Source organism: Paenibacillus glycanilyticus (assembly GCF_051200795.1).
Classification (GTDB): domain Bacteria; phylum Bacillota; class Bacilli; order Paenibacillales; family Paenibacillaceae; genus Pristimantibacillus; species Pristimantibacillus glycanilyticus.
Window position 1 is genome coordinate 5,786,080 of record NZ_CP195155.1, and the last position, 23,801, is coordinate 5,809,880.

Below are 23,801 nucleotides of genomic sequence, written 5' to 3' on the forward strand. Positions count from 1 at the left end.
CCTCCATCCATTTTCCGAACTCAAATCCTACACCAGCGTCTTGCCGTCCTTGCTTGCCTTCTTAAGTAAACCCCATACCGGTGCGGTGAGACGCTCCTTATCGAAGCTTAGGAACTGATTCGCATAGCCGCGTACGGGATCGCCCGCGTAAAACCGTTCGTACAGCTCATGCCGCGATCCAAGCGGACTGCCGATGAGATCCCAGGCCAGCTTGAGCAGCTGCACTTTTTTCTCCGCGCTGACCGTCGCGCCTTCGTAATATTTGTGCATCAGGTCCGCCAGCGGGCCATAGAAGTCTTCGATGCCCGATGGCGCCTGAACGAAGCCGCCCCCGCCCACCTGCTGCAAAATCTCGATCGCGCGGGGATAAAATTTCGTCCCGATATTGCGCGCGGTATCGATGTAAGACATCTCCGGCACAAGCACGCCCGATTTATCCGGCTTCGCCTGCGCCTCCGATGCAATAACAAGCGCTTTAATCACTTCGATCTGCGTCAGCAGCTCGCCTAGCTTCTCCTGCACATGCAGGAAGCCTTGCGCGCCAATCGATTCGGTAACGGCAAAGGCCACGCCGGTGACAAACTCCAGCTTGGCGACATAGCGGACGATGTTCTGATGGAACGCTAGCGCATTGGCTGTTTTGTTGGCCCGCAGGGTCAGCACCTTCTGCGCGTCGCCGTACAGCAGCACCCGTTCCCAAGGAATCAGCACATCGTCGAAGAAGAGCACCGCGTCCATCTCGTCGTAATTCGCGCTAAGCGGATGGTTCCGCTCGCTAACGCTTGCGAAGGATTCCCTGCACACGATATGCAGTCCCGGCGAATTGGCCGGCACGATCAGCACATGCGCATGGCTCCGGTTCGCCGTCTCAAACTTCAGGAAGGACGAGATGATAAAATCATGCGTATAGGGCGCGCCCGTCGCAATCATCTTCGCACCGCGTACAACAATCCCTTCGCTTGTCTCCTTTACGACATGCAGGAAACGCTCGGCGATCCGGTCATCGTCCAAATTTTTGGAGCGGTCGATCTGCGGATCGATAATCGCCGTCGTCAGGAACAAATCCTTGTCACGGGCCTCCTCGTAGTAACGAGTAATTTTCTCCTTGAATAACGGATCCAGCTGACCGAGTTCATCCCTGGCAGCGTACCAGCCGGTAACAAGCGATCTGGCATAGTCCGACAAGCGGCTCATCATGCCATGCGTTTCCTGCGACCAGCGGTTGAAGGAGCCGCTGCGCTGCGCAAGCTGCTCCCGCGTGTAAGGAACAAGGAAGGAGCTGTGGGCATAACGCCCGGTACTCTCCACTTTGTAACCGACGCTGCCTTGGACCGCGGGATTATCCAGCATATTGAACAGCTGCCGGATCGTATCAAGCGTTCCCTTGAATGCCGCATGCGCCGGCACGTTTTGCACCTGGGTGCCGTCCAGCCATATTTTCCGGCCGTCATTTAAGCTTTGAAGAAAAGCCTCTCCTCGCAAGCGAACCTCCCCTTTTCATCTTGAATATAAAATTTTTACTATCCCAATTGATTTAATCGGCTTTGTTTATTATGATAGCTAATAATCATTTTGCAGCAACCGTTATTTACGCCATAAACGTTGTGAAATCAACACTTTTGACCATTTTGTAGGATTTGAAAATGATATCCGCACAAACCGCACACAATTGTCTGGCTGGCTTTAAGCAAGCTTCAGCCCTCTCTTGTTTGCTTGGAAGTTGGATATCCGACACTTTTATCAAAAATGTCTGATTGGAGGGAAATGAGGCATGTCTGTCCAACAAAACCAATTGATCACGGACCGAAGAATCGCAAGGACCAAGCAATTTATTTCGGAGGCGTTTCTGGCCTTGCTGCTGGAGAAGGATATCGAGGGAATTGTCATCAAGGATATAACGGAGAGGGCCAACGTAAACCGTTCTACCTTTTACGCCTATTACAGCGACAAATTCGATTTGCTCGATCATATGGTGAAGGATAAATTAACTCAGCTAACCGCACTTATTGATGCAGACCGAAATGAAGCTTACATACCGGATTTTAACGCGCCCGATCCTTTCTTTGTCCTTCTGTTCAGCCACGTCGAGGAAAATGAAGCGTTCTACCGCGTTCTTCTGACCAGGATTAATCCGGCAGCAGCCGGTGCCGATTATGCGGCTTCCCTGCTCGGCGTCATCCGCGATACCTTCTACACCCGCATTACGGCGCTCAGCATGGACCAGAAGCAGGCCGTTCCGCTTGATCTGCTGCTTGATTATATCAGCTTCTCGACCTTCCACATGGCGCGCAAATGGCTGGAGCAGCAAATGGTCTACTCCTCCCGCCATATGGCGCTGCAGCTTACCCGTATGTCCATTCTTGGCACCTATGATGCGATGGGAATGCTTAGAGCATAAGGAGCTAACAAACAGACCCGGTCCAGCCAGCTTCATGGCCTTTCCGGGTCTATTTTTAATTGCCTGATCACAAGCTCCGCGAGCAAAAGCAGCAGCACAATCGTGCTGTAAATGGCGATCGTATAGCTTACCGTATAATCCATCCCGATTCCGTTATGCAGGGCTGCGGTAATCAGGTGGGTGAACAAATTAGTGAATACGAAAACATAGCTTCGAATCATCCATTTGCGGTGTTCCGCGGCTTTTCCTTTTCGGATTTTCACAACCGCAACCACCGTGATAACAAGCCAAATCATATTGATAAAATTAAACGCAATACTGTTCACTCTTCCGCCCGTAGAGGACGGAGCCATGTAGCCGGAGGTTAGATCAACGATGGCCACCGCCAGCACGTAAGTATAGCCGAGAGCTCGATGCAGCTTGGCGCTTCTCTCTCTGATCCGTCTGGAGAAGTTAACAAGTCCGGCAATCATGGCCGCGCAAGCCGCCGCAATATGCACATCCATAATGGTCAGCCACAGCGACACATGCTTCAATCCGGTCTTATGACGCAGGAAGCGGCTCGCTTCGGGGTCGTAGATAAAGTTCATATAGGTCGTATATCCGATAAAAGCGATAGATACGGCAATCGTGAGGATGTACAGCGTTTTTCTATTTTTCAAGGGACTGCCTCTTTCATACTTTCCTTTATGGCTAGTGTGTTTAGAAAAGATCAAGCTGCTCATATTGCGGCGGTAATTCGAGCGGTTCCAGCGGGTCCTTGCCATCCGGCCTTAGCAGGCCGAGCAGCGCCATCATCTGCTTCGCGTTGTCCGCAGCATCGCCGCCGGAGTTATTGTTGAAGATCACGCAAATATGCTCGCTTTGCTGCTGCAGCTGCTCCAGATACCCTGCCCACTGCCGCAGCTCGTCCTCGTTATAACGATATAGATAGCGGACATCCCGCCAGTTCGGCGCTCCGCCCTGGTTCCAGCCGCCGGCGTTACGGCCGTGGAACCGGACAACCGTCATGGAGGCATCCGTCACCTCAAGCACGGTTGGTATCGATCCTAAGCCCGCTTGCGGCTCGTCGCATACGCTATTCAGCCAGCCCTCCCGGCGCATGAAGTCCAGCGTACGCTCCCGGTATTCCTCGGTGAACCAGCTTTGATGACGGAACTCGAGCGCGACGGGGATCCCTTCCATCCGGCGCTTCGTTTCCCGCAGAATACGTACGTTGTCCCGGGTACAGTCGAACCACGGCGGGTACTGGAACAGAGCCGCGCTCAGGCGCCCCGCTTCCATCACCGGCATAATCGATTCGCGAAAAGCCGCAAACGTGCCGTCCGGATCATTAGCCGCCGCTGCTGCCGCAGGACCACGCTGATGTCCGGTCATTCCTTGGTAAGCCTTGACGATAAAATGCAGCGACTCCGGCGTCTCTTCCGTCCACTTGGCGAACCTCTCCGGAGGCTGTATCGCGTAGAAGCTGCTGTCCACCTCGACCAGCGGGAAATGCTTCGCATATTCCTTCAGCCGGTCCTTCGCTTTGACATTTGGGCCGTACAGCGCGTCCTGGTCCCCCCAGCCCGCAAGCCCGATATGGATAGGCATACAATCACCAACTCTCCAACTAAACTCTGTTTCTCCAACCTATCATACCTGCTCCGTATTCTGCAAATAACCGCTGCTATAGATGCAAAAACAGGTTATTCCGGCTTACCAGCCCGAGAGGACTGATTCGTCGAAATAACCTGTTTACTAGTGCGCATAGACGCTGCCTGCACGCCGGCGGTCAAGCCCCTACTGCACGTTTTGCAGTATATTGCTGCATTTTCGCTAGACGGCCCGATTATACTGCACGATATGCAGGATATTCCGTCCGAAACAGCCTAAATGAGCCAAACCGGGCCTAGTATACTGCATTCCGTGCAGCATACGATGCTCCGGAGCACCATATCGGGCGTATATGCTGCATTCTGTGCAGGATATGGCACTCTGGGGCTTCACTGGTTTGCATTCTGCATTCCCGAGACGCCAGCTCAGACGCATGCAATGAAACGGTGCACCACCGGAGCGCGATATCGGGCGTGTATGCTGCATTTCGTGCAGCATACACGCCCAGCACAGGGTATACCCATTTCCAGTCCAGCATACTGCATCCCCTTACAGCATCATCGTGCACCTAAGCAGCTACGCAAAAGCGGCAGGCTGGCCTATTGCCAGCCTGCCGCTCAAGAGACAGCCCCGAGGCTACACTTTACATCGCCGTCCGCATCCAGCGGCCGATGCGCTCCAGAGCTTCCGATAGATTCGAAGTCGAGGAAGCGTAAGAGCAGCGGATAAAGCCCTCGCCGCCCCGGCCGAATACCGAGCCGGGCACTGCCGCTACCTTCGCTTCCTGCAGCAGCCGCGTAGCGAATTGCTCCGAGCCGAGCCCGGTCGCAGCGATGGACGGGAAAGCGTAAAACGCTCCTTGCGGATCCCGGCATGTGAGCCCCAGCTCGCTTAAGCCTTTGACGAACATCCGCCGCCGCTGGTTAAACGCCTCTACCATCTCGTCTTTATCCTCCATGCAGCTGCGCAGGCATTCGATCGCGGCAACCTGGCCAACAATCGGCGCGCAGAGGGCGGTATATTGATGGATCTTGGTCATCGCCGCGATCAGCTCCTGACCGCCGCAAGCGTAGCCGACCCGCATTCCAGTCATGGCAAAAGCTTTGGAGAAGCCGCTGATGACCACCGTCCGCTCCTTCATCCCCGGCAGGGACGCGAAGCTGACATGCTTGCCTTCGTAAGTCAGCTCCGCATAGATCTCATCGGACAATACGATGAGGTTATGCTCTTCCACAAGCTTCGTAATCGGCAGCCAATCCTCGTAGGACATAACCGCTCCGGTCGGATTGCTAGGGAAGTTGACGAAGAGCACCTTGGAACGGGGAGTTATCGCCTGCCTGAGCGCATCTGCCGTAAGCTTGAACGACTGGGCGGCCGTCATCTCCAGTTCAACCGGCACCCCTCCGTTCAGCTTGCAGATCGGCGCGTAAGCAATATAACCGGGTACCGGAATAATCATCTCATCGCCGGGCTCGAGAAGCGCCCGCATTGCCAGATCAATCGCTTCGCTGCCGCCTACCGTAACCAGCACTTCCTTGGCCGGTTCGTAGCGGACTCCAAAGCTTTTGTCCAAGTACGCTGCAATCTCCTCCCGAAGCTCCATAAGGCCTTCGTTAGGCGTATACATCGTCCGGCCCCGCTCAAGCGCCCGGATGCAGGCTTCTCTGGCCGCCTTAGGCGTTGCGAAATCGGGTTCTCCGACCCCCAGCGATATGATTTCCTTGTTTCCCTCAGCCGCGTTAAAAAACTTGCGAATGCCCGAGGGGGGCAAATCGCGGACTAGCGGCGTCACCCATGTGCTCGTCGTCAACATGGTTAATCCTCTCCCTGGCCGATTATTTCTCTTTGCGTTCCTCAAGAGAATAATCGATGATGTAGTCAAGCAGCTCGTTGAACTTGATACCAGCCGCTTTGGCCGCCTTAGGCAGCAAGCTGTTCTTCGTCAGACCCGGCAGCGTGTTCGCTTCCAGAACGTACGGAACACCGTTTGCGATAATCATGTCAATACGCGCATACACGCTGCACTTCAACGACTTGTAGCAGCCAAGCGCAGACGCTTCGACGCGGGCTTGCACGTCGGCCGGCAATTCGATCACTTCTTCCGTCGCTCCGCCGTCCTGGTACTTGGAGTCGAAATCGAAAAACTCCGAGTTGGCTTTAATCGATACGATTGGAAGCAGCTTGCCGTTCAGGACGGCGCATGTGATTTCTTCCCCGCCTACGAACTGCTCGATCATAACGGAGTCATCCCACTTCAACGCTTCCGCTACCGCTTCCTCGATCCCCTCCTGCGTTTTAACCAGACGCGTAGCGATGCTCGAGCCGCCCGAATTCGGCTTCACGACAACCGGCAGGCCAAGGCGCTCCACGTTGGCCGCGGCAAGCTCCTCCATGCTGGCGACGTTAATCCAATCGGCTGTCAGGATGCCGTCGAAACGGATAAGCTTTTTAGCCAACTCTTTATCCATGCTTACGCTGCTCGACAACACGCCGCAGCCCGAGTAAGGAATGCCAAGCGATTCCAGCGTGCCTTGCACCGTACCGTCTTCGCCGTATTTGCCGTGAAGGGCGAGTAGCGCGAAGTCGATACCGGCCGTTTTATCAATCAAGTCGCGTTTCGTGTTAATCTCGATCGGCACAACTTCGTATTTGCCGCGATCCAGATTCGCGATCATTTCTTGCCCCGTCAATAAAGAAATTTCTCTCTCGGACGAAATGCCGCCCATAATAACGCCGATTTTCATCATGTTGTTAATAAGCCTCCTGAAAATTTTGTGAGTACAGAATGATTCAAATATTAAATTCACGAGCAAAATTACTTCGAAAGCATATGCTTTGCTCCCTGCAAATTACTTCCCGAGCATAGCTTTCGCAGCGTCCCCGATCCTTTGGATCCCTATGACGATATTCTCGTCTGAGACGCGGGAGAAGCCAAGCCGCATCGCATGGCGGCCGCCGCCGTCCGTGTAGAAAATATCGCCGGGCGTAAACAGTACGCCCTGCTCCGTGCAGGCCTGCAGCAGCTCCCTGGTGGAGAAGCTCTCTCCGAATTCGACGAACAAATGAAGTCCGCCGTCGCCTGACAGCCTTTTTAGCGGCAGATACGTCTTGCAGCTCTCCACGGCCAGTTCGTATTTGCGCTTGTATTCCGCCTTCGCACGCTTCAGATATTTCTCGAAGTTGCCATTATGAAGATATTGATAGAGCAGCGATTGATCAAGAGTCGACGTATGAATGGTGCGCGCGCGTTTGACGCTTTCCAGATAGTCGATCAGCTCCTTATCCGCCAGAATCCATCCGACGCGCAGGCCGGGGAACAGAATTTTGGAGAAGCTGCCCAAATAAATCGTTCCGTTATTGCGGTTGCCGCCGTAAGCGAGCAGAGGAGCCACATGAGCGCCTGAATAACGAAGCTCTTCATTAAAGCCGTCCTCGATAATCGGAATCCGGCGGTCGTTCAGCATACGCACCGTTTCCGCCCGTTTCTTGTGGGACATCACGATCCCCGTCGGGTTATGGTACGAAGGAACAAGATAAGCGAGGTCGAATTCCTGCCCGCCAAGCTTCTCTTCCAGCTGTTCTAGGCTAATGCCGTCAGGCTCCATATCTACGCCCGTAATGGCGAATTGGTGCATCTTTAAATTTTTAATTGCGGTATGGTGAGTCGGGTTCTCGCATAACGCGTGTCCGCTGCGCTTCCCAAGCGCCGACAGGACAAGGTCGAATCCTTCCGTAAAACCGTTCGTAATGAGCATATCCTTGCCCGCCAGATCGACGCCTTTGTTCTCCATGTAACGCATCAGGAAATCGATTAAGGGCTTATACCCTTTGGCGTAGCCGTAATTCAGGATAATGTTGCCTTCCAGCGACATCCGGTCGAGGAATGCGCGCTTCACGTTTTGCAGATCGAATAGCTTTTCGTCCGGAGCGATGCTCGTAAAAGAAATAGCCCCCCGCTTCGCGCGGATGCCATGCTTCATCAGATCATGCTCTTCCGCCGCGCGGGCCAGATCATTGATCCTCTCGCTCCAGTCCAGCTGTTTGCCGGTGCCCTCTTCCGCCGCAACGCCGCCCGCCGATTGCGCGACGAAGTTGCCTTTGCCTTTTACGGCGTATATGAATCCTTCATCCACCAGATCCGCATAAGCGGTCACGATGGTGTTGCGGCCAACATTCATCAAGAGGCTTAACTCTCGCGTCGACGGAAGTTTCTGATTCGCCTGCAGCGCGCCCGTTAGCATCAGCCGTTTCATATAATCCTTGACCTGCATCGATACCGGCCGGTCGCTTGCGAATTGAATATCAGAATACACCCCGTCACCTCCATACAAAAGAATTGCTGCCGCCTTTCAGCGTCTTGCTCCGTAAGCATAATCATATCATGGCACAAAATAGCTTCAAGCAAAAGAACCACGCCGGGCGTTATTCGCCTTCAGCGTGGTTCTTAGACAAGCTTCGCGGGAGAAATGTTAAGCCCGCTATCATTTCCGTTCTTTTACTTCGCCGTCACGCCGCCGTCGACAGGCAATTCGATGCCGGTCAGGTACGATGCGTCATCCGACGCGAGGAACAGGACCGCCTTCGCAACCTCAACCGCTTGTCCTACGCGCGGCAATGCGGTCTGGGACAGGAACCAGGCGAGCATTTGCTCGTTGCCCACGAACTCCTTGCTCATTGGCGTCTCGATAAAGCCCGGGTGCACGGAGTTGACGCGGATATTGTCCTTGCCGTAATCAACGGCAGCAGCCTTGCTCAGCATGCGGACAGCGCCCTTCGATGCCGTATAAGCGCCAGCGCCTTGACTCCCGGTAATGCCGGCAATCGAAGAGATGTTTACAATCGAACCGCCGTTATTTTCCTGCATATGAGGTACAACGTGCTTCATCCCGAGAAACACGCTCGACAGGTTAATATTCATGACCTTGTCCCATTGCTCGACTGTTGTATCCAGCATGCCGACCGCGAACGAAATACCCGCATTGTTAACGAGAATATCGATTCGGCCATAGGCTTTTACCGCCGCTGCAACGACGCTGATCCACTGCTCCTCGGACGCAACATTGTGCGCGATTGCCGTTGCAACGCCGCCTTCCGCCTCAATCTCCTTCACAACGGCAAGCACCGCGGCTTCATTAATGTCGGTGGCTACCACCTTCGCGCCTTCGCGGGCGAACAATAATGCTTCCTCACGGCCCATGCCGCTTCCCGCGCCTGTAATAATAGCTACTTTATCTGCTAGACGACTCATGGATCATCTCTCCCCGAATAATAAAATGATAGTGTGTATATCACTATAATATAAACTATATCACCATGTTCGTCGAGGCGCAATGCTTCTTGCCTAGAAGGAGTTGGCATCGTTATAATACCCATATAATTGATGGCTGCTTAGCCAATGAAAGGTAACGACAAATGGATGCAAAAGAACGGTACGAGAAAGAACGGAGCGACGGCAAACAGCAGAGGCTGCTGGCGATTCTAGAGGCGGCCGAGCAAGAGTTTATCCGCCGGGGCATTGAGAAAACCACCATGCAGCATATCGCGGACGCGGCCAATATCGGCATCGCTACGCTGTTTCGGTATTTTCCGAAGAAGGAAAAGCTGATCGTTGCAGTGGCAACCAAGCTGCTGCAGCCGATTCATGACGCCTTTATGGCAACCGCCGCTCTGCCGCTGTCTTGTCTGGACAAGCTGGAACGGCTATTCGACTTCCTTATCGAGGAGCATAACCGCGCTAGCGCCAAATTTATGGTCGACTTCGACAGCTACGCTGCCCATTCCCAGAAGCCGGTCGAGGACATGGAGACGTTTGTAGCCCTGCATCGGCGGATCTCGTTGCATTTCGCGGCTATTGTACAGTCCGGCATCGAGGATCGCTCGATCCGCCAGGATCTGCAGATCAAAGAGACGCTTACGACGATCATGAACAGCTTTGGCCATTTTTCGCGGCAGCTGTCGCTTCAGAACAACATTCTGCTCTTTGAATCGGATCTCGAATCCAGGCCGCAGCTGCTCATCCTCAAAGGGATGTTCCTGGAATACGTAAAGAACCCATCATGAAATCGCGCCAGAACAAAAAGAACGCTCCCCGCATGGTACGGGGAAGCGTTCTTTTATTGTTAATCGAGTAAATAAATAAGAGCATGAATCCATAAGCTAATTAAAGCTTAACCCATAGAACCTTTCAGCATTGCTTAGACTGGTGTAAATATCGGTGCTGGCTCCTCCCATGAACCAATAGGCAAGGCCGGCCAGGTTATAATCCATAGCCTTTTTATATTTGGCGACAAGCGAACGTCCATCCTCGATCCAGAACTGATGCTTAAGGCCATTAAGCTGATACGATGCGGTATATTGCGAAACCGATGCATCCCATGCCGGGAGCAGCGAACGGTTGTGCACGATGTTATTTTGCTCAATAAGCGTCAATTCTGTTGCCGTTACCTTACCGGTCTTATCCGTGACCCATTCTTGATTGTAATAAGGCAGCGCCAGAATAACCTTGTTTGCGGGCACTTCCTCCAGGATCTTGGCAATGGAATAATCCACATAAGGCAGCGAGGCGACTGAGCCCGCAATTGGACTGGTGCTCCAATGCTCGTCGTAAGCCATCAACACCATGTAGTCAGCCGAAGCGCCAAGCGCCTTATAATCGAAGCCTTCCGTCCAGTCGCTGCCAAGGTCAGGCGATACGCATACAGAGACAACGGCGCCAACCTTATGCAGCTTCGCGCTAAGCTCGCTGACAAAAGCGGTCATATAAGCACGGTCGGCGGGAGCGACGTTCTCGAAATCAATATTCAGCCCCTTCAAACCGTACTTCTGCACATAGCCGGTAAGCTGATCGACAACTTTACCGCGGTACGTCGCATTGGACAAATTCTGATGCGTCACTTCCTGATTCGAGCGGTTGCCGACCATCGCCCAAATTTGTCTTTTGTTTTTGCTTGCCCAGCTCACGAGGGACTGATCCGTATAGTCTGCCACAGCTCCGGCCGGATCGAAGAAATACCAGCGCGGGGATAAACTCGTAACGTTAGCTTGGAGAACCGACTGCTCGTATTGGGCCGCCGTCTGGCCGTATTGCCAGCCAAGCTGGATGCGGGTTGAGTACTGCGATTTCGCAAGAGCGGAAGCCCACTTTGCATTTTGCAGGGCACGGTCGATGACAGCGGCTGTTTCCTGTCTGGTCATCCCTTCTGCGGGATTGAAATTACCTTTAGCATCTCCGGCCATCAGGTTAAGCTCAAGCGCCGCGCCAACTGCCCTATCCGCCCAATCCGCGATCTTGTCAGCGTCGGCGAAATACGAGGTATCGCCGGATACGCCGGATTGCTTGAATGCCCGAATCAGCATAATTGCCGCTTCCTGCCTTGTAACGGGCTTCGACGGCTCGAAGGTATGAGCGCTTGTCCCATCCACGAGGCCAATCTGGACGGCAGCCGTAACCGCGTCGTAGTACCAGTCCTTTGCCTTCATATCCTTAAAGGGATTGATCTCGCCGTGAACGGTTTTGATCCCGAGTACGCGGTCCAGAATCGTAATGAATTCCGCCCGGGTAACGGTTTTTTTGGGCGAAAAGGTTCTAGCGGAAGTACCCGATAATATCTGTTTGTCATATAAGCGAATGATAGAGTCCCTGGCAAAGCTGCTCGCAATATCGTCAAAAGGCAGCTTGTCCGTGCTGGCTGCATCAACGGTTGGAACGATTCCCATTAGGCAGGACAATGCTGCAGCTCCCGCGACCCATCTCTTAAACTTGCCAGTAAACAAGAGAATGTCCCCCTAAAGAATAATAGATTAGATCATGATTCTCTAATGGTAACAAAGTTCCGGCGAGGGTTCATCGGCAAGAAAATGGCAATCGGCTTTTGGTGGCGGTGCAGCCGTACTTCCGGTACAAGCGTCATCGGGCTGCATTTATAATTGGTCAAATGCCTCAGGAACAAACACCCACGCACCTTGGAGCAAACCGTCATAAGTTATAGAGTACTCAAGACGTAAGGAGGTGCATGTAGAATGTCCGGTTACGTTGGTGGTGTTAACTCTACAGGTTTCATCCTGGTGCTTTTTATACTGTTGGTGATCATTATTTGCGGTTGTGGCTTTGGTAAATTTTATTAATCCCTAGCTTATCTGCACGAATCATCCCGGCAGCATACGAAGCTTAATCCGCAAGCAAAAGGCCCATTTCGATGGGCCTTTTGTGCGTTTTGCGGAGGAAGTGGCTTAACGAACGGAGCAGGCCTTATGCGGGCGTGCCTATGAGAGAACTTCTATCGCGGCTCTCTTTTGTACATGCCCCTTATCAATTTGGAAGCCCGTTGAAAACCCGGCGGGACATGCCCGGGCTGCCGCATTCCCCTACCCCGGACGGGGGCCAGCGAATGTCGAACTGTGCTACAATGAGACAATCCGAGTGTTTAGGAGCTTACATATTTGCGCATGCTAATAGAGAGATTCATAGATTAAGAGAGAGAAAAGGACAGCTGGAGAGGAGAAGTTAAGAAATGCCCGAACCTTTGGCACGGCAAAATACGACCGTTGGCCGAATAGGTCAGCCGTATGTCAGGCCGGAACAGAAGCAGAAGCGAAGCCGGGTTATGACCTCGCTCGTATTGGTTGCGATTATCATGATGGGCTGGCGATGGATCCAATCCGTTCAGGATCATCCTGCGCCTGCCCGGGAGCAGGCACCGGCAAAAAGCACGGCAATAGCCGGCCTTCACCCGATTGTTGCCGAGAAGGCAGATGAGCTTGTTGCCCAGACCGGCAAGCTGGGTATCAAAATTATGATCACCGACGATTTCCGCTCAAGTGAAGAGCAGAACGCTCTCTACAAGAAAGGCCGGTCCGAACCCGGGCAAGTGGTCACCAATGTCAAAGGCGGCGCATCTTACCATAACTACGGCCTCGCGGTAGATTTCGCGCTTGTTAAGCCGGATGGCGATGTGATCTGGGATATGGAATACGACGGCAACGGCAACGGCAAGTCCGATTGGATGGAGGTCGTCTCGGCAGCCAAAAAGCTTGGCTTTGCCTGGGGCGGAGACTGGACAAGCTTCAAGGATTATCCCCACCTTCAAATGGACTTTGGCTACTCGATAAAAGATCTGCAGAACGGCAAACGTCCTCCTGCAACCGAATAAAAGTCATGGCCCTGCGCTGATTGTTCAACGCAGGGCCATGACTTTTATGTGCTTAACGAAGCGCGGCATCGTTAAGGTGCCTTGCTTATGACTTTCTAACCGCCTTAACGATGTCTCGCATCGTTAAGCTTCCCTGGTATTGCCCTTTTAACCGCCTTAACGATGTCGCACATCGTTAAGCCTCCCGGTTTACGCCCTTTTTACCGCCTTAACGATGTCTCGCATCGTTAAGCTGCCCGATTCGGGCGCTTTACTCGCTTTTTCGCGCATTTTTCACATGCTTAACGATGTCGCACATCGTTAAGCATCCCGCTTATGCCCTTTTTACCGCCTTAACGATGTCGCGCATCGTTAAGCTGCGCGATTCGGGCGCGGGCGCTTTACTCGCCTCTTCGCAGGTTTTTCACATGCTTAACGATGTCGCGCATCGCTAGGCTTCCCGGTTTACGCCCTTTTAACCGCCTTAACGATGTCTCGCATCGTTAAGCTGCGCGATTCGGGCGCTTTACACGCTTTTTCGCGCGTTTTTCACATGCTTAACGCTGTCGCGCATCGCTAGGCTTCCCGGTTTATGCCCTTTTTACCGCCTTAACGATGCCCCGCATCGTTAAGCTTCCGGGGCTGTTCTACTCGGCCAAGCGTAACAGCTCGCTTACGGTTACCAGCCGGTACCCGCTCGCCGTCAGCTCCTTCGTCAGCACGCGCACCGCTTCTACCGACTGCGAACGGTCGCCGAATCCGTCGTGGAAGATCAAGATGCTGCCATTGCGCACTTCCCTGCGCGTCGTTTCGAGGATATGGTCAACGCCCGGCATATCCCAATCCTTCGCATCCATGTTCAAAGCGCCAATAGACGGATACCCCTCGCGTTCAAGAATCGCCTGCACTCTCTCATCCCCTGCCAGATAAGGCAGACGCATCGTTGCAGCCCTCGTTCCCGTCACTTGCTTGATAAGCTCCTCTGTACGCGAGAGCTCGCTTTCGAATTCCTCATCCGACAGCTCGGTCATATTGGGATGCGTATACGAATGGTTGCCGATCTCATGCCCCTGCTCATGGACAAGCCTCGCTACCTCCGGATGAGCAGCGATTTGCTCGCCGATCATGTAGAAGGTTGCTTTTCCCCCGGCTTCAGCGAAAATCTCCAGCAGCTCCGGCGTGTACACCGGATTGGGTCCATCATCAAACGTAAAAGCAACAGCCTTGCTGGACGTATTAACGGATTGAATTAACATAACGACTTAGGCTCATCTCCTGTCAGCTAATCTCTTCCTAGTATAAATCTCTCTCCGGCAGCTTGTAACTAGATAAATAACGGGACAAGCCTTAACAATTAAAGGTTGCAGCGCAGAGAACCCTACAAGTACTTATAATCCAGGAAGGTCGCCGCCTGTCCTCTGTAAATCCCCTGCTCATCCACCAGATTCCACACCGTAGCATTAACGATATAGAACCTCCGTCCCGATCTGGAGATCCGGATACCGGTATAGTTATCGACATAACCGTTTGCCGTCACCTGCGTAAAAAACCGGTCCCGTTCCGCCCGTTCCATCGGCTCTGCCGTAAGCCGCGAAGGCGTGCCCGTAAGCTGTTCCCACGACATCTCCCACAGCTCCAGTGCCATGCGGTTACCGTAATTCAGCACCGGATCGCTTTCCGTCCCATGCGACAAAATCACTCTCGGAGCCGTAAACAGCAGCTCCTCCAGCCCTTTCTCCCTGCTATTCTCAACGGGCACCAACTCCTGCCCCGTCCATCTCCGGTAGCTGTCCACGAGCAGCTTGCTATGCTCGTAAGTTGCACCCACGCCAGTCAGCGGCTTGTCCATCTTGATCCTCCTGTAACTGCTTAATATCTCGCTACGTCTTCCTTACTCTGCAGCAGCCATCTTTCAGCCGCTTTTAAATCGTGACAAACATAATCCGGCTCAGGCCCCTGCGGCTGCCGTTTATGGAGCCGATTCAGCCAGATCGTCTGAATCCCAAGCTTGCCTGCTCCGATAACATCACTGCTATAGGAGTCACCGATATGCACAATCTCCGAAGGCTTTAGACCGCAGCGCTTCATGCCCTCAAGGAACAATTCCGGACGCGGCTTATAAGCCCGTACATCCTCGCTGGTAATGATGTCCGTTACTTTTATCCCGTGAAACATAGTCGCTGCCGCAATATCCGCCGTATCGATATTGGATAAAATATAAGTCGGAAGATGACGGAATGTCGAGAGAAAAGGCAGGGTGTCTTCATACAATTCCGGCTTCATCCAGTGATCAAACTGCCCGCGGATCAGCTGCTCCGCCGAACAATCCGACCCGAAATGCGCCAGCGTCTCGGCAAGAGACAGAAGCCCCAGCTCCCGCTGCGGCTTAAACCGATCGCCGAAGCTGGCATCAAACAAGCCCGACAGCGTTTTCCACCAATATTGACCGATCTCGCCCGGCTCGCTAGAGGCCTCCATGCTTGCTCGGATCTGATCGTAAATCGGCGGTAAAATATCGTCGTCTTCATGCACCAGCGTCCCGTAAAAATCAAGAAAAATAGCTTTCGCCCTCATCCGGACTATCTCCTTTCAACCGCAGGCAAACATAAAAACACCTCCATACCTAATCGGGACGATTAAAACGGAGGTGTCTATTCATTGTACCGGCCTGCTACTTCTTCAAAAATTTGCGGATGCCGTCTACCGCCGCTTGATGGTCTTCTTCGCCGGTCAGACCGGATACGGTAATCGTGCCGACTTTGCCTTGGCCGCGGACGATAATCGGGAACGATCCGCCTTCGCCTTGATAGTCGGACAGAGGCAAGCCCGAGCTTTCCGGGAACGTTGTCCCTTGGTCACGGAACATCTCGCCAACATATAAAGAGCTGTGGCCAAAATGGTTCACAACATTTTTCTTCGTATTCACCCAATAAATATTGTCCTTCGAAGTACCCGCCATGTAGTGGGTATACAGCGGATGCTCATCGTTCTCGATATGTACGGCAATCCCTTTGCCGATTGCATCCTTCGCATGCTGTACCACGATATTGCCTAATTGCAGCGCGTCCTCATTGGTGAAGGAATCGAATTGAAGCTCCTCTTCCTGTGCAAGCAATGTCTTCATCAAATCGTTCATGACTCTATCTCTCCCTGCATCCGAATCCTAACAAACCCATCTTACTATAAAAATAACCCCTTGGAAACCGCAACGCTCAGGCTCCAAGAGGTTAGTCCGCTATAGGTTTTTCACCCAATGCGGCTTTGTATAATGACTGACGCCGCCGGAGCCTACGAATACCTTGCCGCCTTTGTTGAAAGTAATGAGTTTTTCCGCGCCCGTTGTAAGCAAAACCGTGACTTGGGCATTGTTTCTCTTCGCAATATAGACGAAATACCCGCTTCCCGTAATAACACTTCTCCAATTCTTATCGAACTCCGAACGTACGACCCGGTTTGAATATACCTGGTTTTCCCGGTTGCCTTTCCCCTTTGCTGCCATCCCGACTCTCTCCTTTCGCTGCTAGATTACCTGCCTTTTATCGTATGCGTGTCCCTCGATTCGGCTTGGACATCTACTCCTCCGGAGCGATCGATTATGCTACTATGAGAGCAATAGACAGAGTTTGCCAAGGGAAGGATGGAGACAACGTGATTGAACCTGTTGCATTAAACAAAGGAACACCAGGCCAGCCTTGTCCGATTGAAGCCGCGCTGGACGTCATAGGAACCAAATGGACCTTCCTTATTATCCGCGATCTGCTGATCGAGGGAACGTTACGCTTCAGCGATCTGCTGAAAGGAATGGAAGGCATCAGCCCCAAGACGCTGTCGCTCAGACTGAAAGAGCTCGAAGCAAAAGGGATTATCGGGCGTAAGGTATATCCGGAGGTGCCGCCTAGAGTGGAGTATACGTTAACGGAGAGGGGCAGGCAGCTGGAGGGGATTTTTATCGAATTGAAACGGTTTGGCCTTACACTGGCTGAAAAATAAAATAAACCCGTTAGCCTCGTTCCCGCACAATACTTACTTTCTGGTAACTATATGAATAAAACAACACTACTTCCCAAACGGAATTTTTGGCGGTATGCTGTGCTCATTGCAAGAGCAAAGCGCTCATCCATTCAAATTGGGAGGAATCAAACATGCTGCAGAGTCAAAGAATTGCCATTATCGGGGGAAGCTCGGGGATAGGACTGGAGACGGCACGGCAGGTTATCGAGCAAGGAGCGGAAGTGGTTATTGCAAGCCGTTCGGAGATTAAGCTTCAGGCGGCTGCCAATCAATTGGGTCCTGCCGCATCCGCTTACGTGCTGGATACAACCGATGAGGAGCAAGTGAAGCTTTTTTTCGAGAAGGTTGGGGATCTGAATCATCTTGTAGTAAGCGCGGCCGAAACCTCGGGCGGTTCTTTCCTTCAGACCGAATCGGCCCGTTCCCGAGAGCTGTTCGAGAATAAATTCTGGGGACAATACTATGCGGCCAAATACGGTGCGGCTAAGCTTGCCGACGGAGGGTCCATTACTTTATTTTCGGGAGTTGCAGCCTATAAAGCGATGGCGGGATCAGCGGCTTTGGGGGCGGTTAACGCAGCCGTCTCGAATCTGGGACAGACGCTTGCGCTTGAGCTTGCCCCGATCCGGGTCAACGTGGTCTCTCCCGGTATTATCGATACGCCTTCCCGAAGTAAAATGCCGGAGGACGCGCGAAATCAGCTGTATCATGCGGTGGCCGGAAAGCTTCCCGCTAAGCGGATCGGCTCTGCTTCGGATGTTGCGTTATGCGTGCTTTATCTGCTCCAAAACTCGTTTGTTACCGGTACCGTCCAGCATGTGGACGGCGGGCATAGGCTCACCTAAGCGATTGGAATTGTTTGGTTAAAATTTGTAACATACTCGAAATGTAACGTTCATCTTTCTTTAATGAACATTGCCTATAATAGAACTCAACCCCCCTTTTAATAATATAAATACTTAGCCCCACAGCACCGTGCTGTGGGGCACTTTCTTTTGTATGGAGTTACTTGATTTTGCTAACGATCTTCAGCACGGCGTCCCGCGTCAGTTTATTGCCGCCGACGGCAATAAGGTTAACGGTTGCATGGGCGAGGGACAACGGGATTTGGCAGAAGGTGCGCGCAGGACCTTTTTTCAAATCCGCGAGATACTCATCCGCCAGCTTCAGATTACGCCGGGTGTAACGCAGCATATCCTTCAGGTCCCAGCCATCCGGAAAGAAGTCAACGCCGCGTTCCAAATCCTCCGACCGGTTACGCATAATGTTAACCGCTTGCAAGCCGCGGCCGAATGCAACCGCTTTTACGCGATCGGTCTCCGTTCCGTCATACCAGCGCCAGATATCGGACAGCATTTCGCCTACCATCCCGGCAACGCTGTAGGTGTACTTGTCCAGATCCTCTTCCGTGCGGATATTCCACGAGGTTCCAACCCAATCCGCCATCTGCTCAGCCATCATCGTAATGTAATTGTATACGGTAGGCGCAATGCCTGCCGGACACAGCTGCGCCCATTCGGACATCCTCACCGTAACTTCCGGGAGCCTATCCCGGTAAGGCTGCCACACTTGATGAAGCGATTCCTCGATATTTTGCGATTTCATCGCTTGCGCTGCTCCAAGCAGCAGTTCTTTTTTAATCGGAGCCGGCAGCTTCTCGTCGTCTTCTACCTCGTCAATTGCTCTCATGCACAGGTAGGCGGACGACACGGCTTCTTTCAACTCCGGTATCAGCTTGCTTATGGGAATGTAAAAGGTCCGGCTTGTCAGCTTGAGCATCGTCATTGCGTCGTTCAACATCATGTTCGTAATGGGAATTCCCTCCATACCACGGTAAAATCTCACGAAAACTTCTTATATATCCATCATACTTTAACATTTCACCAAAAGTAAAATTTTCGACCCAATTCGACCTATATGAAGGTTAAAACGGGCTGATCATGGTCGGTCGGAGGCTCTTCAGAGGCGATGCACTCCTCCGTGGGGGAGCTTAACGATCTGCCGCATCGTTAAGCTCCTCGTTTCCGGCGGGGGCGACAGCCTTAACGATGTCGCACATCGCTAAGAAGCCGATTCCAACCCGTTTTGCGGGTGAAATCGGCTTTTTCACGTGGCTTAACGATCTGCTGCATCGTTAAGCCCCTCGTTTGCGGCTGTCACGACAGCCTTAACGATGTCGCACATCGCTAAGAAGCCGATTCCAACCCGTTTTGCGGGTGAAATCGGCTTTTTCACGTGGCTTAACGATCTGCTGCATCGTTAAGCCCCTCGTTTGCGGCTGTCACGACAGCCTTAACGATGTCGCACATCGCTAAGAAGCCGATTCCAACCCGTTTTGCGGGTGAAATCGGCTTTTTCACGCAGCTTAACGATCTGCTGCATCGTTAAGCTGCTCGTTTCCGGCAATCGCGACCATCTTAACGATGTCGCACATCGTTAAGAAGCCGATTCCACCCCGTTTTGCGGGTGAAATCGGCTTTTTCACGTGGCTGTCGCGACAGCCTTAACTATGTCGCACATCGTTAAGACCCGCCGCTTGCTCTAGCGCTCAAGCCTTACGCTTCCCAAGGCGATAATAACGCACGCGTTCGCCATGGGAGGCTGACATCAAATACTGCTTATCTACCAGATCCAGCATAAGCTTCCGCGCAAACTGCGTGCTAATCCCCAATGCCTTGCTCACCTCCACCGGCGATACGGGATCTAGTTGATAAGATACAATCCGAATAATCTCCCTTTGATGCAGCGTAATCTCCTGGCCTGCTTCCTGACTGTACAGCTTCCCTAGCAGCTGCTGCAGCAACTGCTGGCATTGCCGCGGACGCTCCTTCACGTCGTCGAACGAGAAACGCAGCACGTTCCAGCCATCCAGCACCAAATGATTCTGCCTTTGCAAGCGGTCAGCGAAGCCCCGGCGGTCGATATCCCGGCAATGCGGTCCATAACCGTCAATCTCGATGGCTATCTTATGCGGATGACGAAGGTAGGCGAAGTCCAGAAATCTAACCCCATCCTTAAAGTCGCTCACCTCATACTCGCCATGCAAATACTCCGTCCGTCCGATTGCCGGCCACCACACTTGCTCCAAGAATAACTTCTCCGCGTGTCCATGCTCTTTAAGTTTCCTTTGTCTCTCACTGCTGCCTGCCTTCAGCTGCTCTGCCAGCCACTCCTTGTAATGGGCCTCGAACATACAAATCCTCCCCAGAAAATAAAATAACCGCCCCCTTCCGTCAGCAACGGAAAAGAGCGGTGTGCTTCACACGCTATTTATACCCCATTATATACCAGTTTTTGCATTCTTAATAGTGACTCTGAACATTTTTAGAGCCGACAAACAGAAGAGGGGCACTCCGAGATAAGCGTAGACACGCGTACTAATTAAAGAGCTTCTTATAGTCTCTCCGACTCCCCTAGCTTGCCCCCAAAGCAACCCACTCCCCCTACCCCTCTCCTCTAATATGCTTCACCGATGAGGCGATCTGGGCGTACAGCTTGGGATTGGAATGATAGCGGAACAGCTGGAACTGCGGTTTCGTATTGGCCTCAAGCAGCCAGACGCGGTGCTCGGTATCGATTGCGATGTCCAGTCCAAGCTCGGTAATGAGGGGAAAATGCTTTTTCATCCCGCGCGCAACCTTAAACGCCATATCCCGAAGCTTCGTCTCCCACGGCTCGCATTCCTGCCTCGTAAGGCCAAGCGCCTGATGCAGCCGGATCGCTTTCCCCCCGCTGCTATGATTCGTCACGAACCGGTTAGGCGCCGCCATCTTGCCCATAACGCCAAAAAACTTCCACGTATCGTCCCGGCGCAAATGCAAAAGGATGCGAAAATCTATGGGGTTCCCGTTAATCTGAATCAGATCGATTCCCTGCTGCATGAGATACCGCTTGGTACCGATCAACTGCTTCAGCTTGATGGCCGCGAATTTCGCGGATTGGAATGAATAACGGCTGTCCTCCGTCCGAATGACGATTCGGCCATCCTTATAATAAACCTTCATGACGCCCTGTCCCTTCATGCCAAGATCCGGCTTCACGAACAGGACGGGGTAACGGTCAATCATGCTGATAAAACCCTTTGGCGTAAATTGCTCCGTATCCGGCAAGTAATCACGGAGCTCTTCTTCACCCGACAGTGCTACATGCTTTAACCATTTGCGCCCCGGATATTTAATCATATAGCCTTTCATGGTGGAATCTCCTCCATTGATGTACAGCAGTTACATGTCCTTCTGCATGAGGCTAATCGCTTGCTCCATACTATTCCTCCCCCCCGCAAAAAGTACCTTCATCAGACGCCTCCCCCTTGAGGAATAGGCGTTTATCCCATGCCGGACAAATATCATGCTTCATATGATAATACACAGTTCCGACTACAGCTTAAGGCCACAGGACAGGAGAAACAAAGATGAGCGACATCTTAGGAATCATGACCCACCGAATCGGCCATGCGGGAAGCTTTGCTAGACATGCCAAATCAGCCCTCGCCGAGAAGTTCAGCGGCATTCTCGTTTACACCCCTAAAGATGTGAACCTGACAACCCGAAGAATAACAGGCTATGTATATAAAGGCGGAACATGGAGCAGGCAAACCATGCCTTTTCCCCGGATGAACATGGATATCGGATTTTACAAAGGATCGCAAGTCGCCAGAGCCACTCTGGTCAAAAAAGCACCTTCATTCCCTTTTACCGGCTACGGCATCGGTAACAAAATCCGGATCCAGAACCATCTGCTCACTTCCCCCGTTCTGAAGCCGTATCTTCTTCCTACTGAACTGGTGAAGGACTCTAGCAGCTTTTTAGCCTTTGTGAAAAAGTATAATAGCGTCATGCTGAAGCCGATTAACGGCTGGGGCGGCAGAGATATCGTACGCGTCACGCTGGAGCAAGGACAGTACAAAGTGCAAAAAAACAGCGAGCAAACGCGATTAACGAGCGCTGTGGGTATACGTTCGTTAATTAGACGCGCGCTGAGCAAGGAACGCCAAATCATGCAGCAGTGGATCGATATCCGGAACAAGCAAGGAATTATTTACGACATTCGCGCGTTGATGCTGAAGAAAAGCGAAGGGAACTGGGAGACAACGGGGATTGCCGTGCGGGAAGCGCAGCGCGGACGGATTACGTCCAATCTGAAGAGCGGCGGCCATGCCTTTGAAGCAAGCTCCTATCTAAAAAAAGAGTTTGGCGACGAGAAGGGCGAAGCGCTCGCCAAATCCGTCCGCGAACTCGCGGAATATATTCCGACGTTTACGGAAAAATCCTATGGCGCCCGCCTTTGCGAGCTTGGCATTGACCTCGCGGTTGATGTCCACGGCAAGCTGTGGCTGCTTGAAATCAACATCAAGCCGGGAAAAAAAATTATGCGGCAGCTGTATGGACTCAAAGCTTGGGAGCAATGCCTGCATACGCATTTTCAATATGCCCGCAGCCTGCTGTCAAAAACCCAATAAACGGAGATGAATCATGAGTACGGAAATAACGATAGCCGCAGTCGGGGATTTCCTGATGAAGACGCGTATTATTAACTCCTGCAAAGGAGAAAAAGGCTATTCCTTCGACCATCTGTTCGAACCGATCGCCCCTTATCTGCGTAATGCCGATCTTACCATCGGCAACCTGGAAACCGTATTTGCGGGTAAAACCTCCGAGGACGCTTACAGTGTGGTGAAACGCCATCCGCGTACGAACTGGCCTATGTTCAACTGCCCGGATGCTTTTGCCGATACCTTAAAAAATCTTGGCTTTGACTTTGTCTCGACAGCCAATAATCATTGCATGGACAACGGCATTAACGGTCTGAAGCGTACGCTCAGAATTTTGGATGCCAAGGGGATTGCCCATACCGGAACTTACCGGACGCAGAATGAATCGCAAAGTCTAGTCGTGAAAGAAGTCAAAGGCATCAAGATCGGCTTCCTTGCTTATACGAAAACCACGAATAAAATACCGGTTCCCTCGGACCATAAATGGGCGGTTGACCTGATCAATCCGGCCAAAATGGTCTCCGACCTGAAACGGCTTAAAGCCAAAAACGTCGATCTGACTATCGTATGCCTGCATATGGGCAGAGAATACTCGAATTACCCGGTTCAAAAGCAAAAGGATATGGTGCAATTATTATTCAAAAACGGCGCTGACATTATACTCGGCGCCCACTCGCATACCATTCAGCCAGCCGTCTTCTACAAAAGCGGATCGGGTATCCGCAGATTCGCCATTTATTCCCTCGGCAATATCATTTCGACCCGCCTCTATTACAACGACCATACTTTAACCGGACTCATTACTCAGCTCCAGGTGCGCAAGCTTGATGACGGCACGATTCGCATTAAGAAGGTTGACTTTATCCCAACCTGGACGCGAATCAGCAAAACGGGAGGCCGAAGCGCCTTTAAGGTCTTCCCGCTTACCGCCCATTTAAAAAAGCTCGACCCGTCCAGTGCCGAAGCCGTCCGCATGAAAAAGATGATCCAGCATGTCCGCCAGCATATCGTAAAGGATCCCGACTCCGTCAACGCGGAAATCATCTAACCGAAAAAAATGCCGTACGGATCACTCCGTACGGCATTTCCCTGTCCTTTAAAGCAATTAAATAAGGTTTTACTTTTTAACTGCGGTGTGACTTAAACGGAGAATTCGAATGTTTCTTGAAAAGTGTAA

23 protein-coding genes are annotated in these 23,801 nt (G+C 52.3%); 7 read left to right on the forward strand and 16 right to left on the reverse strand.

The annotated features are described in order from the left end of the window. Nucleotides 1-27: 27 nt before the first annotated feature. Nucleotides 28-1,482: a 4-hydroxyphenylacetate 3-hydroxylase family protein gene (locus tag ACR9FF_RS26030; RefSeq protein ID WP_435166386.1), complete on the reverse strand. Its 1,455-nt coding sequence runs from the start codon at nucleotides 1,480-1,482 to the stop codon at nucleotides 28-30. A 289-nt stretch (nucleotides 1,483-1,771) separates the two neighbouring features. Between ACR9FF_RS26030 and ACR9FF_RS26035 the strand changes: the two genes are divergently transcribed. Next, nucleotides 1,772-2,398 (forward strand): TetR/AcrR family transcriptional regulator, encoded by a 627-nt coding sequence (locus ACR9FF_RS26035; RefSeq protein ID WP_435166389.1) that lies wholly within the window; start codon nucleotides 1,772-1,774, stop codon nucleotides 2,396-2,398. Nucleotides 2,399-2,430: 32 nt separating this feature from the next. Here ACR9FF_RS26035 and ACR9FF_RS26040 read toward each other — a convergent pair whose 3' ends face one another. The 6 genes from ACR9FF_RS26040 to ACR9FF_RS26065 form a co-directional block, all read right to left on the reverse strand. Then, complete coding sequence (locus ACR9FF_RS26040) at nucleotides 2,431-3,060, reverse strand: DUF2306 domain-containing protein (protein ID WP_435166392.1); 630 nt, start codon at nucleotides 3,058-3,060, stop codon at nucleotides 2,431-2,433. Nucleotides 3,061-3,100: 40 nt separating this feature from the next. Continuing rightward, complete coding sequence (locus tag ACR9FF_RS26045) at nucleotides 3,101-3,991, reverse strand: DUF72 domain-containing protein (RefSeq protein ID WP_317979858.1); 891 nt, start codon at nucleotides 3,989-3,991, stop codon at nucleotides 3,101-3,103. A 646-nt stretch (nucleotides 3,992-4,637) separates the two neighbouring features. After that, nucleotides 4,638-5,807 carry an aminotransferase class I/II-fold pyridoxal phosphate-dependent enzyme gene (locus tag ACR9FF_RS26050; protein WP_435166395.1) on the reverse strand — a complete coding sequence of 390 codons (1,170 nt, stop codon included), beginning with the start codon at nucleotides 5,805-5,807 and terminating at the stop codon, nucleotides 4,638-4,640. 22 nt (nucleotides 5,808-5,829) lie between these two features. After that, nucleotides 5,830-6,738, reverse strand: coding sequence for a D-alanine--D-alanine ligase (locus ACR9FF_RS26055; RefSeq protein WP_127495440.1), 909 nt, complete (start codon nucleotides 6,736-6,738; stop codon nucleotides 5,830-5,832). A gap of 105 nt (nucleotides 6,739-6,843) precedes the next feature. Beyond that, the gene (locus ACR9FF_RS26060; protein ID WP_435166398.1) at nucleotides 6,844-8,307 is read right to left on the reverse strand and encodes a PLP-dependent aminotransferase family protein; all 1,464 of its coding nucleotides are present in this window, start codon (nucleotides 8,305-8,307) and stop codon (nucleotides 6,844-6,846) included. A gap of 182 nt (nucleotides 8,308-8,489) precedes the next feature. Next, the gene (locus ACR9FF_RS26065) at nucleotides 8,490-9,242 is read right to left on the reverse strand and encodes an SDR family NAD(P)-dependent oxidoreductase (protein ID WP_435166401.1); all 753 of its coding nucleotides are present in this window, start codon (nucleotides 9,240-9,242) and stop codon (nucleotides 8,490-8,492) included. Nucleotides 9,243-9,406: 164 nt separating this feature from the next. On the opposite strand from ACR9FF_RS26065, the gene ACR9FF_RS26070 reads away from it, so the two are divergent. After that, nucleotides 9,407-10,054, forward strand: a complete 648-nt coding sequence (locus ACR9FF_RS26070; RefSeq protein ID WP_435166404.1) for a TetR/AcrR family transcriptional regulator — start codon at nucleotides 9,407-9,409, stop codon at nucleotides 10,052-10,054. A 96-nt stretch (nucleotides 10,055-10,150) separates the two neighbouring features. Here the strand turns inward: ACR9FF_RS26070 and ACR9FF_RS26075 are convergent, their stop codons facing one another. Next, a complete protein-coding gene (locus tag ACR9FF_RS26075; protein WP_435166407.1) occupies nucleotides 10,151-11,767 on the reverse strand; it encodes an S-layer homology domain-containing protein in 1,617 nt (538 codons plus the stop codon). A gap of 737 nt (nucleotides 11,768-12,504) precedes the next feature. On the opposite strand from ACR9FF_RS26075, the gene ACR9FF_RS26080 reads away from it, so the two are divergent. Next, on the forward strand, nucleotides 12,505-13,143 hold the full coding sequence (locus tag ACR9FF_RS26080; RefSeq protein WP_435166410.1) for a M15 family metallopeptidase: 639 nt from the start codon (nucleotides 12,505-12,507) through the stop codon (nucleotides 13,141-13,143). 626 nt (nucleotides 13,144-13,769) lie between these two features. Here the strand turns inward: ACR9FF_RS26080 and ACR9FF_RS26085 are convergent. From ACR9FF_RS26085 to ACR9FF_RS26105, 5 genes are all read right to left on the reverse strand, one after another. Further along, nucleotides 13,770-14,378 carry a polysaccharide deacetylase family protein gene (locus ACR9FF_RS26085; RefSeq protein WP_127499495.1) on the reverse strand — a complete coding sequence of 203 codons (609 nt, stop codon included), beginning with the start codon at nucleotides 14,376-14,378 and terminating at the stop codon, nucleotides 13,770-13,772. 122 nt (nucleotides 14,379-14,500) lie between these two features. Further along, a complete protein-coding gene (locus ACR9FF_RS26090) occupies nucleotides 14,501-14,971 on the reverse strand; it encodes an MEKHLA domain-containing protein (protein WP_317982385.1) in 471 nt (156 codons plus the stop codon). A gap of 20 nt (nucleotides 14,972-14,991) precedes the next feature. Beyond that, the gene (locus tag ACR9FF_RS26095; protein ID WP_435166414.1) at nucleotides 14,992-15,696 is read right to left on the reverse strand and encodes an HAD family hydrolase; all 705 of its coding nucleotides are present in this window, start codon (nucleotides 15,694-15,696) and stop codon (nucleotides 14,992-14,994) included. 97 nt (nucleotides 15,697-15,793) lie between these two features. Then, the gene (locus ACR9FF_RS26100; RefSeq protein WP_127499502.1) at nucleotides 15,794-16,258 is read right to left on the reverse strand and encodes a heme-degrading domain-containing protein; all 465 of its coding nucleotides are present in this window, start codon (nucleotides 16,256-16,258) and stop codon (nucleotides 15,794-15,796) included. 99 nt (nucleotides 16,259-16,357) lie between these two features. Next, entirely contained in the window at nucleotides 16,358-16,621 is a 264-nt protein-coding gene (locus ACR9FF_RS26105; RefSeq protein WP_127499504.1) for a hypothetical protein, read from the reverse strand. A gap of 104 nt (nucleotides 16,622-16,725) precedes the next feature. On the opposite strand from ACR9FF_RS26105, the gene ACR9FF_RS26110 reads away from it, so the two are divergent. Then, nucleotides 16,726-17,112, forward strand: coding sequence for a winged helix-turn-helix transcriptional regulator (locus ACR9FF_RS26110; protein WP_435166418.1), 387 nt, complete (start codon nucleotides 16,726-16,728; stop codon nucleotides 17,110-17,112). Between the two features lie 152 nt (nucleotides 17,113-17,264). Next, on the forward strand, nucleotides 17,265-17,978 hold the full coding sequence (locus ACR9FF_RS26115) for an SDR family oxidoreductase (RefSeq protein WP_435166421.1): 714 nt from the start codon (nucleotides 17,265-17,267) through the stop codon (nucleotides 17,976-17,978). Between the two features lie 160 nt (nucleotides 17,979-18,138). On the opposite strand, the gene ACR9FF_RS26120 is transcribed toward ACR9FF_RS26115, so the two are convergent. From ACR9FF_RS26120 to ACR9FF_RS26130, 3 genes are all read right to left on the reverse strand, one after another. Then, entirely contained in the window at nucleotides 18,139-18,960 is an 822-nt protein-coding gene (locus ACR9FF_RS26120) for a squalene/phytoene synthase family protein (RefSeq protein WP_435172220.1), read from the reverse strand. 721 nt (nucleotides 18,961-19,681) lie between these two features. Then, nucleotides 19,682-20,326, reverse strand: coding sequence for a DNA-binding response regulator (locus tag ACR9FF_RS26125; protein WP_435166424.1), 645 nt, complete (start codon nucleotides 20,324-20,326; stop codon nucleotides 19,682-19,684). 250 nt (nucleotides 20,327-20,576) lie between these two features. Next, the gene (locus ACR9FF_RS26130) at nucleotides 20,577-21,326 is read right to left on the reverse strand and encodes a YheC/YheD family protein (RefSeq protein WP_127499074.1); all 750 of its coding nucleotides are present in this window, start codon (nucleotides 21,324-21,326) and stop codon (nucleotides 20,577-20,579) included. A 218-nt stretch (nucleotides 21,327-21,544) separates the two neighbouring features. On the opposite strand from ACR9FF_RS26130, the gene ACR9FF_RS26135 reads away from it, so the two are divergent. Both ACR9FF_RS26135 and ACR9FF_RS26140 read left to right on the forward strand, forming a co-directional pair. Beyond that, a complete protein-coding gene (locus ACR9FF_RS26135) occupies nucleotides 21,545-22,591 on the forward strand; it encodes a YheC/YheD family protein (protein ID WP_435166427.1) in 1,047 nt (348 codons plus the stop codon). 13 nt (nucleotides 22,592-22,604) lie between these two features. Next, nucleotides 22,605-23,672, forward strand: coding sequence for a CapA family protein (locus ACR9FF_RS26140; RefSeq protein ID WP_127499078.1), 1,068 nt, complete (start codon nucleotides 22,605-22,607; stop codon nucleotides 23,670-23,672). Nucleotides 23,673-23,801 lie beyond the last annotated feature (129 nt).